The 15,910-nt window shown below is 71.6% G+C and carries 16 protein-coding genes; 12 read left to right on the forward strand and 4 right to left on the reverse strand.

All coding sequences use genetic code 11. The annotated features are described in order from the left end of the window. The first annotated feature begins 95 nt into the window (after positions 1–95). Both recA and IEY30_RS01045 read left to right on the forward strand, forming a co-directional pair. Positions 96–1,145, forward strand: coding sequence for a recombinase RecA (gene recA / locus IEY30_RS01040; protein ID WP_030146520.1), 1,050 nt, complete (start codon positions 96–98; stop codon positions 1,143–1,145). Between the two features lie 368 nt (positions 1,146–1,513). Next, entirely contained in the window at positions 1,514–2,128 is a 615-nt protein-coding gene (locus IEY30_RS01045) for a regulatory protein RecX (protein ID WP_229674778.1), read from the forward strand. Positions 2,129–2,248: 120 nt separating this feature from the next. Here the strand turns inward: IEY30_RS01045 and IEY30_RS01050 are convergent, their stop codons facing one another. Further along, positions 2,249–2,854 (reverse strand): YceI family protein, encoded by a 606-nt coding sequence (locus tag IEY30_RS01050; RefSeq protein WP_030146518.1) that lies wholly within the window; start codon positions 2,852–2,854, stop codon positions 2,249–2,251. Between the two features lie 197 nt (positions 2,855–3,051). Here IEY30_RS01050 and miaB point away from each other — a divergent pair, with 197 nt between their 5' ends. The 6 genes from miaB to dapF all read left to right on the forward strand — a co-directional run bounded on the left by miaB (position 3,052) and on the right by dapF (position 9,279). Further along, the gene (miaB, locus tag IEY30_RS01055; RefSeq protein WP_030146517.1) at positions 3,052–4,617 is read left to right on the forward strand and encodes a tRNA (N6-isopentenyl adenosine(37)-C2)-methylthiotransferase MiaB; all 1,566 of its coding nucleotides are present in this window, start codon (positions 3,052–3,054) and stop codon (positions 4,615–4,617) included. Positions 4,618–4,659: 42 nt separating this feature from the next. Next, positions 4,660–5,286, forward strand: a complete 627-nt coding sequence (def, locus tag IEY30_RS01060) for a peptide deformylase (RefSeq protein WP_030146516.1) — start codon at positions 4,660–4,662, stop codon at positions 5,284–5,286. Between the two features lie 4 nt (positions 5,287–5,290). Continuing rightward, positions 5,291–6,217, forward strand: a complete 927-nt coding sequence (gene miaA, locus IEY30_RS01065) for a tRNA (adenosine(37)-N6)-dimethylallyltransferase MiaA (protein WP_030146515.1) — start codon at positions 5,291–5,293, stop codon at positions 6,215–6,217. A 115-nt stretch (positions 6,218–6,332) separates the two neighbouring features. Beyond that, entirely contained in the window at positions 6,333–6,668 is a 336-nt protein-coding gene (locus tag IEY30_RS01070; RefSeq protein ID WP_030146514.1) for an ArsR/SmtB family transcription factor, read from the forward strand. Beyond that, on the forward strand, positions 6,665–8,431 hold the full coding sequence (locus IEY30_RS01075) for a SulP family inorganic anion transporter (RefSeq protein ID WP_081920281.1): 1,767 nt from the start codon (positions 6,665–6,667) through the stop codon (positions 8,429–8,431). Before IEY30_RS01070 ends, IEY30_RS01075 begins: the two co-directional genes overlap by 4 nt. Further along, positions 8,428–9,279, forward strand: coding sequence for a diaminopimelate epimerase (gene dapF, locus IEY30_RS01080; RefSeq protein WP_030146512.1), 852 nt, complete (start codon positions 8,428–8,430; stop codon positions 9,277–9,279). The genes IEY30_RS01075 and dapF overlap by 4 nt, the downstream gene beginning before the upstream one ends. A gap of 118 nt (positions 9,280–9,397) precedes the next feature. Here dapF and IEY30_RS01085 read toward each other — a convergent pair whose 3' ends face one another. Together IEY30_RS01085 and IEY30_RS01090 are read right to left on the reverse strand one after the other, a co-directional pair. Further along, a complete protein-coding gene (locus IEY30_RS01085; protein ID WP_030146511.1) occupies positions 9,398–10,150 on the reverse strand; it encodes a nucleotidyltransferase domain-containing protein in 753 nt (250 codons plus the stop codon). Next, on the reverse strand, positions 10,143–10,754 hold the full coding sequence (locus tag IEY30_RS01090) for a class I SAM-dependent methyltransferase (protein WP_030146510.1): 612 nt from the start codon (positions 10,752–10,754) through the stop codon (positions 10,143–10,145). The genes IEY30_RS01085 and IEY30_RS01090 overlap by 8 nt, the downstream gene beginning before the upstream one ends. Positions 10,755–10,910: 156 nt before the next feature. On the opposite strand from IEY30_RS01090, the gene hflX reads away from it, so the two are divergent. The 4 genes from hflX (at position 10,911) to IEY30_RS01110 (ending at position 14,141) form a co-directional block, all read left to right on the forward strand. After that, positions 10,911–12,416, forward strand: a complete 1,506-nt coding sequence (gene hflX / locus IEY30_RS01095; protein WP_030146509.1) for a GTPase HflX — start codon at positions 10,911–10,913, stop codon at positions 12,414–12,416. 86 nt (positions 12,417–12,502) lie between these two features. Next, a complete protein-coding gene (locus IEY30_RS01100; protein WP_156035057.1) occupies positions 12,503–12,658 on the forward strand; it encodes a hypothetical protein in 156 nt (51 codons plus the stop codon). Beyond that, positions 12,655–13,722, forward strand: coding sequence for a GNAT family N-acetyltransferase (locus IEY30_RS01105; RefSeq protein ID WP_030146507.1), 1,068 nt, complete (start codon positions 12,655–12,657; stop codon positions 13,720–13,722). The genes IEY30_RS01100 and IEY30_RS01105 overlap by 4 nt, the downstream gene beginning before the upstream one ends. After that, positions 13,719–14,141, forward strand: a complete 423-nt coding sequence (locus IEY30_RS01110; protein WP_052358185.1) for a hypothetical protein — start codon at positions 13,719–13,721, stop codon at positions 14,139–14,141. The genes IEY30_RS01105 and IEY30_RS01110 overlap by 4 nt, the downstream gene beginning before the upstream one ends. A gap of 40 nt (positions 14,142–14,181) precedes the next feature. Here IEY30_RS01110 and IEY30_RS01115 read toward each other — a convergent pair whose 3' ends face one another. Beyond that, positions 14,182–15,885, reverse strand: coding sequence for a formate--tetrahydrofolate ligase (locus IEY30_RS01115; protein ID WP_030146505.1), 1,704 nt, complete (start codon positions 15,883–15,885; stop codon positions 14,182–14,184). Positions 15,886–15,910: the final 25 nt, after the last annotated feature.

A 15,910-nucleotide genomic window follows, 5' to 3' on the forward strand; every position in this document is an offset into this window, starting at 1 on the left:
GGCACCTAGCGTCTGACCCGACAGCGAATCTCTCAGGAGCCGTGGCCGGGTCGAAGGTAGACGACCGCAGCGCAGACGGCAGATAGGTGACCGACATGGCATCGGTGCAGACGAAGGACAAGGACAAGGCCCTCTCCTCGGTGATGGGCCAGATCGAGAAGAGCTACGGCAAGGGTGCGGTGATGCGCCTCGGCGACGACGTCCGCCCGCCGATCGAGGTCATCCCGACCGGGTCGATCGCGCTGGACGTGGCTCTCGGCATCGGCGGACTCCCGCGCGGCCGCGTCGTCGAGATCTACGGCCCGGAGTCCTCGGGCAAGACGACGGTCGCGCTCCACGCGGTCGCAAACGCCCAGAAGGCCGGCGGCATCGCGGCCTTCATCGACGCGGAGCACGCGCTCGACCCCGAGTACGCCAAGAAGCTCGGCGTCGACACCGACGCGCTGCTCGTGTCGCAGCCCGACACCGGTGAGCAGGCGCTCGAGATCGCCGACATGCTGATCCGGTCCGGCGCCATCGACATCATCGTCATCGACTCGGTCGCGGCTCTCGTGCCCCGGGCCGAGATCGAGGGCGAGATGGGTGACAGCCACGTCGGTCTGCAGGCCCGCCTCATGAGCCAGGCGCTGCGCAAGCTGACCGGTGCGCTCAACAACACCGGCACCACGGCGATCTTCATCAACCAGCTCCGCGAGAAGATCGGCGTCATGTTCGGCTCACCCGAGACGACGACCGGTGGCAAGGCCCTGAAGTTCTACGCCTCGGTCCGCCTCGACGTGCGCCGCATCGAGACGCTCAAGGACGGCACCGAGCCGGTCGGCAACCGCACCCGCGTCAAGGTCGTCAAGAACAAGGTCTCGCCGCCGTTCAAGCAGGCCGAGTTCGACATCCTCTACGGCCACGGCATCTCGCGCGAGGGTGGCCTCATCGACATGGGTGTCGAGCACGGCTTCGTCCGCAAGGCCGGTGCCTGGTACACCTACGAGGGCGACCAGCTCGGTCAGGGCAAGGAGAACGCCCGCAACTTCCTCAAGGACAACCCCGACCTGGCCGACGAGATCGAGAAGAAGGTCAAGGAGAAGCTCGGGGTCGGCCCGCGCGTCGACCAGCCCGCCGAGGTCTCGGACGTGCCCGTCGACTTCTGATCATGGGCTTCTCCGACGAGGAGACCATGCAGGACCGTCTGGCCCGCGCCGCGGCCGCCCTGGCTGAGGCCGAGGGTGTCGCCGGGGTGCGGGCCGGCGGTGTCTCGGGCGTGACGTCCGGCGTGCCGTCACGCGGATCCGCCCGTGCAGAGTCGTCGAAGCCAGCCACGTCGTCGACCGAGCGGTCCACGAAGGCGGAGCCGTCTTGGAAGGCTGAGCCGTCCACGAAGGCGGAGCCGACGAGGAAGGCCGAGCCGTCCACGAAGGCCGAGCCGTCCGCGAAGGCCGGACGGACGCAGCGGCGGGGTCGGACGGAGCGGTCGACGAGGTCGGAGCCGACCGGCGGGTCCGACGGTTCTGGCGGGTCCGTGCGGTCAGGACGGGCAAGCCGCCCGGGGTGGGCCGGCCGCGAGGGAGGTTCGGGCTGGGGTGTCGACGGCGCGGGGGAGCGGCCCGACTGGGCGCCGCCGCCGGAGGACACCGAGGGCGCGGTCCCCGACGCGGATGCCGAGTCGGTGGCGCGGGCCATCGTGCTGCGACAGCTGAGCATGGCGCCACGCAGCCGCACCCAGCTCGAGCGGAAGCTGCGCCAGCGCGGGTGTGACGACGACGTCGCCGCGCGGGTGCTCGACCGCATGACCGAGGTCGGTCTCGTCGACGACGAGGCGTACGCCCAGATGCTCGTGCGCTCGCGCCAGTCCGACAAGGGGCTGGCACGTCGTGCCCTCGCGCACGAGCTGCGCAAGCAGGGGATCGACCAGGAGATCGCCGACGAGGCCCTGGGCCAGGTCGGCGCCGGCGACGAGCGGCTGCGCGCCGAGCAGCTCGTCGCGAAGAAGCTGCGCTCCATGCGCGGCCTGGCTCCCGAGGTCCAGACCCGTCGGCTCGCAGCGATGCTCGCGCGCAAGGGCTATTCGGGCGAGGTCGCGTGGCCCATCGTCCGCGACGCCGTCGACGGCCTGCCCGAGCATCGCCGCGACTGACGCGATCGCGCAGGATGCGCCTGCCGGCGGGTCCTTCAGACTGGGCGCACCACGAGGGGGTGAGGACCGGTCCGGTCCTCACCCCCTGGGGCGGTGGGCGGTGCTGTGGTGCTGTGTTGCTCAGACCTCGGCGGGCACGTTGGCGATCGCGGAGATGTCGAACTCGAGCTTGACCTTCTCGCTCACGAGGACGCCACCGGTCTCGAGGGCGGCGTTGAAGGAGAGGTTCCAGTCGGTGCGGTCGATGGTGACGTCACCCTCGAAGCCGACGCGGGTGTTGCCGAACGGGTCCTTGGCCGAGCCGGTCTCCTCGAAGGGGATCGTGACGGGCTTGCTGACACCGTTGATGGTGAGGTCGCCCGTGATGGCCCACTCGGAGCCGTCGCGCTCGACGTTCGTCGAGACGAAGGTGATCTGCGGGTAGTTCGCGATGTCGAAGAAGTCGGGGGTCTTCAGGTGGCCGTCGCGCTGCTCGTTGCCGGTCGTGACGCTGGCGGCGTCGATGGTCACGGTGACCGAGGAGTTGGCCGGGGTGACGGTGTCGACGTGGGCGGTGCCCTCGAACGTGTCGAAGTGGCCGCGGACCTTCGTCACCATGGCGTGGCGGGCGGAGAAGCCGATGCGGGTGTGGCTCGGGTCGAGCGTGTAGTCGCCGGAGATGTTCTCGACGGCGACCGACGGGGTCTCGGTGACGGTCTCGTCCTTGGTGCGGTTGAACAGGCCCATGATGTGTCCTTCGGAGTAGGTTATTGAATCTTCAACAACTATGATGCAGGGAAGTTGTTGAACTGTCAAGCAGTGTCGTCAACGGGTGCAGGTGGTCCCCTATTCCCGGCGTCCGGCGGGCGGGATCCCGGGTCGGCCGGCCGGGGCTCGGCGTCCGGCGCGTCGCGGTTGCCGCACGACGTACCCTTGTCGATGCCATGACAACGCAGAACATCGCCCCCACGCCCGTCGCGACCGGGCCGGTCGGCTCGCCCCGCACCTATGACGTGCGCACGCACGGCTGCCAGATGAACGTCCACGACAGCGAGCGCCTCGCCGGCCTGCTTGAGACGGCCGGCTACGTCGACCTCGCCAGCCTGCCGGCGGGGGAGCGCCCCGAGGCCGCCGACGTCGTCGTGTTCAACACCTGCGCGGTGCGCGAGAACGCCGACAACAAGCTCTACGGCAACCTCGGCCAGCTGCGTCCGGCCAAGCAGAAGAACCCCGACATGCAGATCGCCGTCGGGGGCTGCATGGCGCAGAAGGACCGCGGCACCATCGTCGAGCGCGCGCCTTGGGTCGACGTCGTCTTCGGCACCCACAACATCGGCTCCCTGCCGGCCCTGCTCGACCGGGCCGCGCACAACCGGCGTGCCGAGGTCGAGATCCTCGAGAGCCTCGAGGTCTTCCCCTCGACCCTGCCGACCCGGCGCGACTCCGCCTACAGCGCCTGGGTCTCCATCTCGGTCGGCTGCAACAACACGTGCACCTTCTGCATCGTGCCGAGCCTGCGGGGCAAGGAGCAGGACCGTCGTCCCGGCGAGATCCTCGCCGAGATCGAGGCGCTCGTCGCGCAGGGCGTCGTCGAGGTGACCCTGCTCGGCCAGAACGTCAACACCTATGGCGTCGAGTTCGGTGACCGCCTCGCCTTCGGCAAGCTGCTGCGCGCGTGCGGCGAGATCGAGGGGCTCGAGCGGGTCCGTTTCACCAGCCCCCACCCGGCGGCCTTCACCGAGGACGTCATCCTCGCCATGGCCGAGACGCCCAACGTCATGCCGAGCCTGCACATGCCGCTGCAGTCCGGCTCCGACAAGGTGCTCAAGGACATGCGCCGCTCCTACCGGAGCACGAAGTTCCTCGGCATCATCGACAACGTCCGTCAGCACATCCCCGACGCCGCGATCACGACCGACATCATCGTCGGCTTCCCCGGTGAGACCGAGGAGGACTTCCAGGGCACGCTCGACGTCGTGCGCGAGTCCCGCTTCTCGAGCGCCTTCACCTTCCAGTACTCCATCCGACCGGGCACCCCGGCGGCGACCATGGCCGACCAGGTCCCCAAGCAGGTCGTGCAGGAGCGCTTCGAGCGGCTCATCGCCCTCCAGGAGGAGGTCAGCTGGGCCGGCAACCGCGCCGTCGAGGGCCGCGAGGTCGAGGTGCTCGTCGCGCCATCGGAGGGTCGCAAGGACCTCGAGACCAAGCGCCTCTCGGGCCGCGCCCGCGACAACCGTCTGGTGCACTTCGCGGTGCCCGAGGGCGCCGAGGTGCCGCGGCCCGGTGACATGGTCACGGTCCGGGTGACCTACGGAGCGCCGCACCACCTCGTGGCCGACTCGGGCGTCGAGGGCGGGACGTACGCCGTCCGGCGCACTCCCGGCGGTGACGCCTGGGCAGCGCTCCAGGACGCACCGCAGGGCACCGGCAAGCCTGCCGTCAGCCTGGGCATGCCGTCGGTCGGGCGACCCGACGCAGCGCCGGCCGCGCCGGGCTGCTCTGTCGTCTGAGCCGATTCGGGCGGGCACTGTCCCTCGTGCTTGACTTGGCGCATGAGTGTGCGCCCCATCGTCATCACCGGCGAGCCCGTCCTGCACCGGGCCGCAGCCCTCGTCACGAGCTTCGACGACGAGCTGCGCACCCTGGTCGAGGACATGTACGAGACCAACGTCGCGGCCAACGGGGTGGGACTCGCGGCGCCGCAGATCGGTGTCGGCCTGCGCGTCTTCGTCTGGAAGATGGCCAACGAGGACGGCGTGCCCGAGCAGGGGCACGTCGTCAACCCGACCCTGACCACCTCTAAGGTCCCGCAGGAGCGCCCCAACCCCGACGAGGAGACCGAGGGCTGCCTGTCGGTGCCGGGTGAGGCCTTCCCGCTCAAGCGCGCCGACCGCGCGCACGTCATCGGCTTCGACGTCGACGGCAACCGCGTCGAGTTCGACGCGACCGGCTGGTTCGCCCGCTGCATGCAGCACGAGTACGACCACCTCAACGGCACGCTCTACGTCGACCGCCTCGACGACCGTCAGGCCAAGAAGGCGCGCAAGGCCGTCAAGCGCAACGGCTGGGGCAAGCCCGGCAACTCGTGGCACCCGGGCGTCGACCGCGACCCGTTCGGCCACGACGAGGACGACCTCGACGAGCACACCGGCGACCACAGCGACGAGCTCATCGGCTGAGCGCGTGAGCGCCGATCCGACCCTCCCGGTCGTCGCCGTGGTGGGTCCGACCGCCACGGGCAAGTCCGACCTGGCCCTCGACCTCGCCGAACGCCTCGGCGGCGAGGTCGTCAATGCCGACGCCATGCAGTTCTACCGCGGCATGGACATCGGCACCGCCAAGCTGGCCCCGGCCGAGCGACGAGGCATCCCGCACCACCAGCTCGACGTCCTCGAGGTGACCGAGGAGGCGAGCGTCGCCGGCTACCAGGCCGCCGCCCGTGCCGACATCGGTGCCATCCGGGAGCGCGGCCACCGCCCGTTGCTCGTCGGCGGCTCGGGTCTCTACGTTCGGGCGGCGCTCGACCGGCTCGACATCCCGCCGACCGACTCCGCGGTCCGCAGCCGGCTCGAGGCGGAGTCCGAGGCGATGGGCGGCGACGCGCTCCACGCCCGACTGCGCGAGCTGGACCCTCGGTCGGCAGCCACGATCCTGCCCGGCAACCTGCGCCGGGTCATCCGCGCGCTCGAGGTCATCGAGCTCACCGGCAGGCCGTTCAGCGCGACCATGCCGACCCGCGAATTCGTCTCTCCCGCAGTGATGCTCGGTCTGCGAGTCGATCGCGACCGGCTCGTCGACCGCATCGACCTCCGGGTCGAGCGCATGTGGCAGCAGGGGCTCCGCGCCGAGACCGAGACGCTGCTCGCGCGCGGCCTGCGCGACGGTGTCACCGCGAGCCGGGCCATCGGCTACAGCCAGGCGATCGCCGTGATCGACGGCGAGATGGACGAGGCAACAGCACGGACCGAGACGGCCCAGGCCACGCGGCGCTATGCCCGGAGGCAGGAGTCGTGGTTCCGGCCCGACCCCCGCATCGTCTGGCTCGACGCGACCGACGGTGACGGGGCCAGGGTGCTGGACGAAGCCCTCAGCGTGCTCCGCGCGTCCTGACCGGCTGGCGCGCCCCGACCGGGTCCTGCCGTCTCCCGAGGCGGCCGTGGATGACGCGCACTTCATCACTTGATAAAGTGTGCAACTGAAAAGGTCCGCATCGAAGGGTCGTTCCATGAGTGTGCCGCTCTACCAAGCGAAAGCAGAGTTCTTCAAGACGCTCGGCCATCCGGCCCGCATCCGGATCCTCGAGCTGCTCTCGGAGCGCGACCACGCCGTGCACGAGCTGCTCGCCCACATCGACATCGAGCCGAGCAGCCTGTCGCAGCAGCTCGCCGTCCTGCGGCGCACGTCGCTCGTCACGTCGACGAGGGTCGGCGGTGAGGTGGTCTACTCGGTCAGCGTCCCGGAGGTGCGTGACCTGCTGCTCGCCGCACGGCGCATCCTCTCCGGCGTCATCGCCGCGCAGGGGGAGCTCGAGTCCGAGCTGAGCCCGACGGCCGGGTCATGACCCTCGAGCTCGACGTCCACGGGGTCCGGGCCTGGACCGCCCGGCAGGCGCGACGGGTGAAGTCCCTGGCTCCACGCAGGTCCGACTGGGCCTCGACGCGGATCGGGCGAGACCTGCCTGCCGGCCTCATGGTCGGCCTCGTCGCGCTGCCGCTCGCCCTGGGCTTCGGGGTCAGCTCCGGGATGGGAGCCACGGCAGGGCTCGTGACGGCCGTGGTCGCGGGCGCCGTCGCGGCGGTCTTCGGGGGCAGCCGGGTGCAGGTGAGTGGGCCGACCGGCGCGATGACCGTCGTCCTCGTCCCCATCATCGCGACGTACGGTCCGCACGGCGTCCTCGTCGTCGGGCTCATGGCCGGTGTCGTGCTCACCGCGCTCGGCTACGCGGGTGCGGGCCGCTACATCCGCTACGTGCCCGTGCCGGTCGTCGAGGGCTTCACCCTCGGGATCGCGGCGATCATCCTGCTCCAGCAGGTGCCTGCCGCCCTGGGCGTGCACGCTGTAGGCGAGAAGGTGCTCGGTCAGGCGCTGGGTGCCGTCGGCGACTGGTCGTCCCACCCGGCCTGGCCCTCGCTCGCCGTCGCCGCCGCCGTCGTGGCCGGGGTGCTCGGGCTGGCGCGCCTGCGCCCGGGCCTGCCGTGGGCGCTCGTCGTCGTCGTGCTCGCGACCGTCGCCAACTCGGTGCTCGACCTCGGGATCGCCACCATCGGCGCGGTGCCCGCCGGCCTGCCGGCCCCCTCGTTGCCGTCGATGGCGGTGTCCGACCTCAGCTCGCTCGTGCTTCCCGCCGTCGCGGTCGCGGCCCTCGCGGCGCTCGAGAGCCTGCTCTCCGCCACCGTGTCGGACGCGATGAGCGTGGGGCAGCGGCACGACTCCGACCGTGAGCTCGTCGGGCAGGGTCTCGCCAACCTCGCGGCGCCGCTCTTCGGCGGCATACCGGCCACCGCGGCCATCGCCCGCACGGCGGTCAACGTGCGATCGGGGGCGGCGTCGAGGCTCGCCGCCCTCACTCACGCGGCCGTCCTCCTCGTCATCGTGCTATTGGCCTCCCGGTGGGTGGCGATGATCCCCACCGCCGCCCTGGCCGGAGTCCTCGTCGCGACCGCGGTGCAGATGGTCCGGGTCTCGAGCCTCGGAGCCCTGCTGCGCTCCTCGCGCGGGGATGCCGTCGTCCTCGTCGGCACGGCTGCGGCGACGGTCCTGCTCGACCTCGTCATGGCGGTGCTCATCGGGCTCGTCATGGCCGGCTTCTTCGTGCTGAGGCAGGCCGCCGCCTCCGCCCGTCTCGAGGAGGTGCCCCTCGACGAGCGCGACCACGGCGACGAGGAGCGCGCGCTGCTCGATGAGCACATCGTCGCCTATCGCATCGACGGGCCGATCTTCTTCGGTGCCGCGCACGACTTCCTCCTCGAGCTCACCGAGGTGAGTGACGTGCGCGTGGTCGTCCTGCGCATGTCGCGAGTGACCGTCATCGACGCAACGGGTGCCACCGTCCTTGCCGACACGATCGCGCGGCTCGAGGCACGCGGCGTCTCGGTGCTGCTCTCGGGGGTGCGCCCCCAGCACGAGCGGATCCTCCGCGAGCTCGGGGTCTACGACGGTCTGGCTCACGAGAAGCACCTCTTCGCGACGACGCCCGGCGCGATCGAGCACGCGCGCGTGCACGCCGCGCGGGTCGCCCACGATCCGGCGCAGACCCCACCCGGGGACGACCGGGTGGACCCCGCGAGCACGGCCGGACGGCATACCGGAGAATGGCCGGCATGACGCGTTTCACCAAGGGCCACGGCACCGAGAACGACTTCGTGCTCGTCCCCGACCTCGAGGGAACGCTCGAGCTGACCCCCGCCCAGGTGCAGCGCATCGCCGACCGGCACGCCGGTCTCGGCGCCGACGGCGTCATCCGGGTCGTGCGCACGGCGCTCGCGACCGACGAGTCGGTGCGCGCCCAGTCGCACGAGGCGCAGTGGTTCATGGACTACCGCAACGCCGACGGCTCCCTCGCCGAGATGTGCGGCAACGGCACGCGCGTCTTCGCCGAGTACCTCCGCCGCGAGGGACTCGCCTTCGGCTCGTCGTTCGCCATCGCGACCCGTGCCGGTGTCAAGACCGTCCGGGTCGTCGACGAGGGGTATGCCGTCGACCTCGGTCCGTGGCGCCTAGGGGACGAGGAGGGTGCCCGACGTGACGGCTTCGACGTCATGGTCAAGCCGCGCCACGGCAAGCCGGTGCCGGCGCTGACGCTCGACATCGGCAACCCGCACGCCGTCGTCATGCTCCCCGAGGGCATCACCCTGGAGAACCTCGACCTCGGCGAGGCGCCCCAGCTGCACCCCGAGCCCGCCGGCGGCTCCAACGTCGAGTTCGTCCGCGCGGTCGGCCCGGGGCACATCGCGATGCGCGTCCACGAGCGCGGCGTCGGCGAGACGCGGTCGTGCGGCACCGGAGCCGCCGCCGCAGCCCTGGCGACGCGCTTCTGGTCCGGGGTAGAGGACCTCAGCCCGTGGACCGTCGACGTGCCCGGCGGACGCCTGACCGTCACGCCCCTGCCCGGTCAGCGCGTCGAGCTCGCCGGCCCGGCTGTCCTCGTCGCCGACGGGGACTTCCCGCTCTGACATCGGTGGCCCCTCGTTCGAGGTGATGTCGACACCCACGTGAGTGCCGCGATCACCTCGACCGGCGGCCACTCACCCCCGGTTCGAGGTGATGCCGGCCGCCACGCACGTGCCGCGATCACCTCGACTGCGGGGTCTCCGACGGGTCGGTGCCCGCGAGTCTGAAGCCCTCGAAGAGCGGCCCTCCGTGGCGGACCAGGACGTCGTCGGCGAAGGCCATCAGGAGCGACACGTCGCCGGCCGCCGCGGTGACGAGCGCCTGCTCGTGCCGGCTCCGCCAGGTGCTGGCCTCGCGCTCGTCGAGGTCGGCCAGCTCGCGCGCCACCCACTTGCCTCGGCCCCACCAGTGGCCCGACCCGTGCAGGAGCAGGTGGGCAGCCTCGTCGGCGAGCAAGGTCGCGCACACGAGGCGCTCGTGGGCGTCGTGCGCGTGGGTCACGTCGTCGAGCAGGTCGGTCACGGCATACCTCAGGGTGGCGAGGTCGTCGCCGGTGAGCGGAGGAGGTCCGGCTGCGAGCAGCTGCTGGGCGGTCTGCTGCCACTGCGCGCCGGACCCGTCCGTGTCGAGGAGGACGACCGAGCGTCCGAGGAGCCGCACCATGGTGGGCCGCCCGCCGGCGACGTCGCGCCGCACGTAGTGGCCGAGCGAGCTGTCCGTGTGCACGAAGAGCTCGACGGGCCACTCGCGGAAGCGCCGTGCGTCGCGGTAGGGCGCCGGTGGTCCCGGCAGCAGCACGGTCACATCGAGGTCCGAGCCTGGCGTGGCCGACCCGAGCACGACGCTGCCGCCCAGCCACGCGGCCCGGGCCTCGGGGAACCACTGCGCGACGAGGGCGCGGGCGTCGTCGACCGCGCCGTCGACGTCAGGCACGCCGGACCTCGAGGATGCGGAACGCCTTGGCCGACGACAGGCGCGTGCACCGCAGGCCCCAGTCCTGCTCGTTGATCCACTTCTGAAGCGAGTCCGAGCCGAGGTGCTTCTGCACGACGAGGTGGGCGACGCCGTCGTCGGCGAGGCGAGGGAGCCAGCGCTCGAGGAGGGCGTGCAGGGCGGCCTTGCCGACGTGGATCGGCGGGTTGGACCAGATCGTCGCGAAGCGGAGCCCGTCCGGGACGTCGTCGGGCTCGCAGAAGCTCGCGTTCTCGACGCCGGCCGTGGCGGCGTTGGTGCGCGCGAGGTCGAGCGAGCGCCGGTTGACGTCCACGCCCCACACGTGCGCGTCGGGGGAACGGAGCGCGAGGCTGATCGAGATCGGCCCCCAGCCGCAGCCGATGTCGAGCAGGTCGCCGGCGGGACTCGGATCGGGTGCGCCGGAGAGCAGCACCGCGGTGCCCGGGTCGAGCCGGTCGGGCGAGTAGACGCCCTTGGCCGTGGTCAGGGTGAAGGGTCGTCCCTCGAGCGTCACCTCGATGGTGCGGCGCCCCTCCGGCGTGGCCGGCTCGGCAGTGAAGTAGTGGTCGGTCGGCTCGCTCATCAGGGGCCACGCTATCGGCGCGGCTGCGGCTCTGCCGACGAGCGCGCGGGGCACACGTCGCCCAGTACGGCGACGAGCGCGTCGTGCGTGGGTATGCGTCCGGTGGGCACAAACGAGTGGATCGCGGCGTTGGACCAGTGGAACCATAGGGAGAACATGACGAGCAACCACACCCACACCACCGATGACTCCGCCCGCACTGCGGAGCGTGAGCGCGACCTCTTCGCCACCCGCGCCGACGCGCTGGCCGAAAACACCCACGACGGCGCCGAGACGGCATACCCCCTCTACGACGGCGACCAGTTCGACCGCGAGGAGCGTGCCGCTCTCCGGCGCGTCCAGGGACTGTCGACCGAGCTCGAGGACATCACCGAGGTCGAGTACCGCCAGCTGCGCCTCGAGCGCGTCGTGCTGGCCGGCGTCTGGACCGACGGCACGGCCGAGGACGCCGAGAACTCCATCCGCGAGCTCGCGGCCCTCGCCGAGACGGCCGGGTCGACCGTGCTCGAGGGCGTCGTCCAGCGTCGCCAGAAGCCCGACCCCGCCACGTGGCTCGGCAAGGGCAAGGCCCTCGAGCTGCGCGACATCGTCGTCGAGGAGGGCGCCGACACCGTCATCTGCGACGGCGAGCTCGCCCCCAGCCAGCGGCGCGCGCTCGAGGACGTCGTCAAGGTCAAGGTCATCGACCGCACCGCCCTGATCCTCGACATCTTCGCCCAGCACGCCAAGAGCCGCGAGGGTCGCGCCCAGGTCGAGCTGGCCCAGCTGCAGTACCTCCTGCCGCGACTGCGTGGCTGGGGTGAGTCGATGTCCCGTCAGGCCGGTGGCCGTGTCGCCGGTGGTGAGGGCATCGGTTCGCGTGGACCCGGTGAGACGAAGATCGAGCTCGACCGACGTCGGATCAACACCAAGATCGCCAAGCTGCGCCGCGACATCAAGGGCATGAAGACGAGCCGCGACACCCGCCGGCACTCGCGTCGGGCGGGCGGTGTCCCGTCGGTCGCCATCGCCGGCTACACCAACGCCGGCAAGAGCTCGCTGCTCAACCGCCTGACCGGCGCTGGTGTGCTCGTCGAGAACCAGCTCTTCGCGACCCTCGACCCGACGGTGCGCCGCACCGAGACCGAGGACGGCCGCGTCTACACGCTGGCCGACACCGTCGGCTTCGTGCGCAGCCTGCCGCACCAGCTCGTCGAGGCGTTCCGCTCGACGCTCGAGGAGGTCGGCGACTCCGACCTGCTCCTGCATGTCGTCGACGGCTCGCACCCCGACCCCGAGGGGCAGATCTCGGCCGTCCGTGAGGTGCTGGCCGAGGTCGGTGGCGACCAGATCAAGGAGATCATCGTCGTCAACAAGGCCGATATCGCCGACCCCGAGGTGCTTGACCGCCTCCAGCGGCACGAGAAGCACTGCATCACGGTCTCGGCCCGCACCGGCGCCGGGCTCGCGGAGCTGCGTGCGCTCATCGACCACGAGCTGCCCAAGCCCGACATCGAGGTCGAGGTGCTCGTGCCCTACGACCGCGGCGACCTCATCTCGCGCCTGCACGAGGAGGGCGAGATCCTCGAGAGCGAGCACGTGGCCGAGGGGACCCGGCTGCGCGCCAGGGTCACGCCGACCATGGAGCCCGACCTCGCGGCCTACGCCGTCGTCGCCAGCTGACTCCGACCGCTCGAAGGGCCCCCACCGTGGGGCCCTTCGGCATGTCGGGCCCGGGGCTGTCGGCGGTCTCGGGGAGGATGAGCAGCATGGCCCTCGAGATCCCGTGCCCCTACTGCGGCACCCAGATGTACGCCGAGCAGGCGCACAACCGCTGCCCGAAGTGCCTCTACATCGAGCCCTGCTGCGACGGCGCCCCGCTCGCCGCCTGCGAGACGCGTGCGCCCGAGCGACAGGTGCCGTGACCGCTCCTGCCGGCGAAGGCTCCGTCTGGCTGACGACCGAGCGGCTCGCGCTGCGACGTCCTCGTCCCGAGGACCTCGACGACTACGTGCGCGTGCACAACGACCCTCGCACGTACGCCCACTCGCCGGCGGGCATGCCGAGCCCGGAGCAGTGCCGCGAGCGACTGGCGGCCGACCTCGTCGACTGGCAGCGCGACGAGCTGGGGTATGCCGTCGTCGTCGACCGTGCCTCGGGTGACGTCATCGGGTGGGCGGGCTTGCGACACAAGGACTCCGACCACGAGAGCCTCAACCTCTACTACCGGCTCGAGCACGACCGACTCGGTGCGGGCCTCGGTCGGGAGATCTCCCGTGCCGTCGTCGCGTGGGCCGTCGAGCACCGGCCCGACGCCCTGGTGACGGCGATGGTCGACGAGGTCAACGCCGCGTCACTGCGCACCGCGGCGTCCGCCGGACTGGTTCGCGTGGGCACCCGGCCCATGAGGGACGAGCCCGACGGCACGCCGATGGCGTACTTCGAGGCGCCGAGGGTCGCGACCGTGCCACGTGAGGAGGTCACCGACCTCCGGGACGCCGTCGTGGAGCTGTGGCAGCGCGTCAACGACGCCGGCGGCTCGGTCGGCTTCCTGCCCGGCGCCGCACGCCGCGACGTGGCGGCTGCGTGGGACCGGCACGTCGAGGACGTCGACGCCCGGCGCTCCCTGCTGTGCGTGCTGCGCGACCCCGACGGCGCCGTGCGCGGCATCGGTCTCTGGGAGCACTCGCGGGGCTTCCCCCACGAGCACGTCGCCGGCCTCAAGCGGCTCATGGTCGACCCGGACGCCCAGGGACGCAACCTCGGACCCATCCTGCTCGCCGGCATGGTCGGCATCGCGCGGCGCGAGCTGCCGTGGGTCGAGCTGCTCCGCCTCGAGTACCGCGACGGCCTGGGACTGGGGGAGTTCTACGGCCGCGCGGGGTGGACCGAGGTCGGACGTGTGCCGCGCGGTCTGCGGCTCAGTGCGACGGACTACCGCGACGACGTCGCGATGGCGCGCCGCGTCGACGGGACCCCGCTGTCGTGAGCGTCGAGCTGCCCGTCGCGGCCCTGGCGGTGACGGCGGCGCTGCACGCCGGCTTCCAGGTGACGGTCACGGCTCTCGTCTACCCACCTCTGCTGGGGGACGGGTCGGACTGGTCCCGACGCCACGGGCTGCACAGCCGGCGCATCGTGCCGCTCGTCGTCCTGACCTACGGGGCGGTCCTCGTGTCGATGGTCTGGGTCGTCGCGGCCGGGGCGGTGCCTGCCAGCGCCTGGGTGGCCGGCGGGACGTTCGCGCTCACCCTGCTGGTGACGGCGGCGGGCGCCGCGCCGCTGCACGGCCGTCTCGGTCGCGGCTTCGACCCCGTCGTCGCGCGTCGCCTGCTGGTCGTCGACCGGTGGCGCTGCGCCCTCGCCGTCCTGGCGTCGGTGGCGGCCGTCGTGGCACTGCTGCAGGCGTGATGCGCTCGCGGGTCACGACGTCGGGCCACGACAGAACGGGTCACGACAGGCCGGTGACCCGGCCGTCGTCGGTGATGTCGATGCGCTCGGCGTTGGGCGAGGTCGGCAGTCCGGGCATCGTCCGCATGTCGCCGCAGATCGCGTAGACGTAGCCGGCGCCGACCGCGGCCCGCACCTCGCGCACGGGCATCCGCCACCCGCGTGGCGCGCCCCGCAGGCTCGGGTCGGAGGAGATCGACAGGTGCGTCTTGGCGATGACGACGGGCAGGCCTCCGTAGCCGAGGCGCTCGTAGTCCTTGAGCGCCCGCGCCGCCGCAGGACTGACGTCGATGCCGTCGGCGCCGTAGATCTGCGTCGCGACGGCCTCGATCTTCTGCTCGAGCGGCAGGTCGAGGGGGTAGAGGAACTCGAAGGACGTGGGCTCGTGCGCCGCCTCGACGACGACCTGGGCCAGCTCCAGCGCGCCGGCGCCGCCCTCGGCCACGTGACGGGTCACGGCCGACCGCACGCCGAGGCTGTTGCAGTACCGACGGATGACGGCGTGCTCGGACTCGTGGTCGTCGGGGAAGGCGTTGATCGCGACGACGGGCTGCACGCCGAAGCGCCGCACGATCTCGATGTGCTTGCGCAGGTTGGGCAGGCCGGCCTCGACATCCTTGGGGCGCTCCTCGAGCAGGCCCGCGGGCAGCGGCTTCCCGGCCTTGACGGCATATCGGCCCGAATGGGTCTTGAGGGCGCGGACCGTGGCGACGATGACGGCGACGTCGGGCTTGAGGCCACTGACGCGGCACTTGACGTCGAAGAAGCGCTCGGCGCCCATGTCGGCACCGAAGCCCGCCTCGGTGATCGCGTAGTCACTCCCGCGCATGGCGATGAGGTCGGCCGTGACGGACGAGGTGCCGGTCGCGATGTTGCCGAAGGGGCCGCAGTGGATGATCGCGGGTCCGCCCTCGAGGGTCTGGAGGAGGTTGGGCTTGATGGCGTCCTGGAGCATCGCCGTCATGGCGCCCGCCGCGTGGAGGTCCTCGGCGGTGACGCCCTTGCCCTCGGTCGTGTAGCCGATGACGATGCGCCCGAGCCGCGCCCGCAGGTCCCGGAGAGAGGTCGCGAGGGTGAGCAGCACCATGACCTCGCTCGCCGCGGTGATGTCGAAGCCGGTCTCGCGGGCCAGCCCGTCCTGACGCGCGCCGAGACCGATGACGATGTTGCGCAGGGCCCGGTCGTTGACGTCGAGCACCCGGCGCCACGTGATGTTGCGGACGTCGATGCCGAGCGCGTTGCCGTGGTGGAGGTGGTTGTCCATCATGGCGGCGAGCAGGTTGTGCGCGGACGTGACGGCGTGGAAGTCACCGGTGAGGTGCAGGTTGAGCCGCTCCATGGGCACGACCTGGCTGAAGCCGCCGCCGGCCGCTCCGCCCTTGATGCCGAAGGTCGGGCCCATGGACGGCTGGCGCAGCGCGACGACGGCGCGCTTGTCGAGGCGCTGCAGCGCCTGGGCCAGCCCGACCGAGGTCGTCGTCTTGCCCTCGCCGAGCGGGGTCGGCGTGACGGCCGTGACGACGACGTACTTCGCCTGATGCGGGAGTGCGGGCTCCGCGAGCACCGCGAGGTCGATCTTGGCGACGTCGCGGCCGTAGGGCTCGAGGTGCTCGGGTCCGACTCCGAGGTCGGCGGCGACGTCGGAGAGCGGACGCAGGGTCGCCGCGTTCGCGATCTCGAGGTCGGTGGGCAGGGGTGCGCTCATACCCCGATCAAACTCCGGTGGTGGA

Source organism: Terrabacter tumescens (assembly GCF_014646815.1).
Classification (GTDB): Bacteria; Actinomycetota; Actinomycetes; order Actinomycetales; family Dermatophilaceae; genus Terrabacter; species Terrabacter tumescens.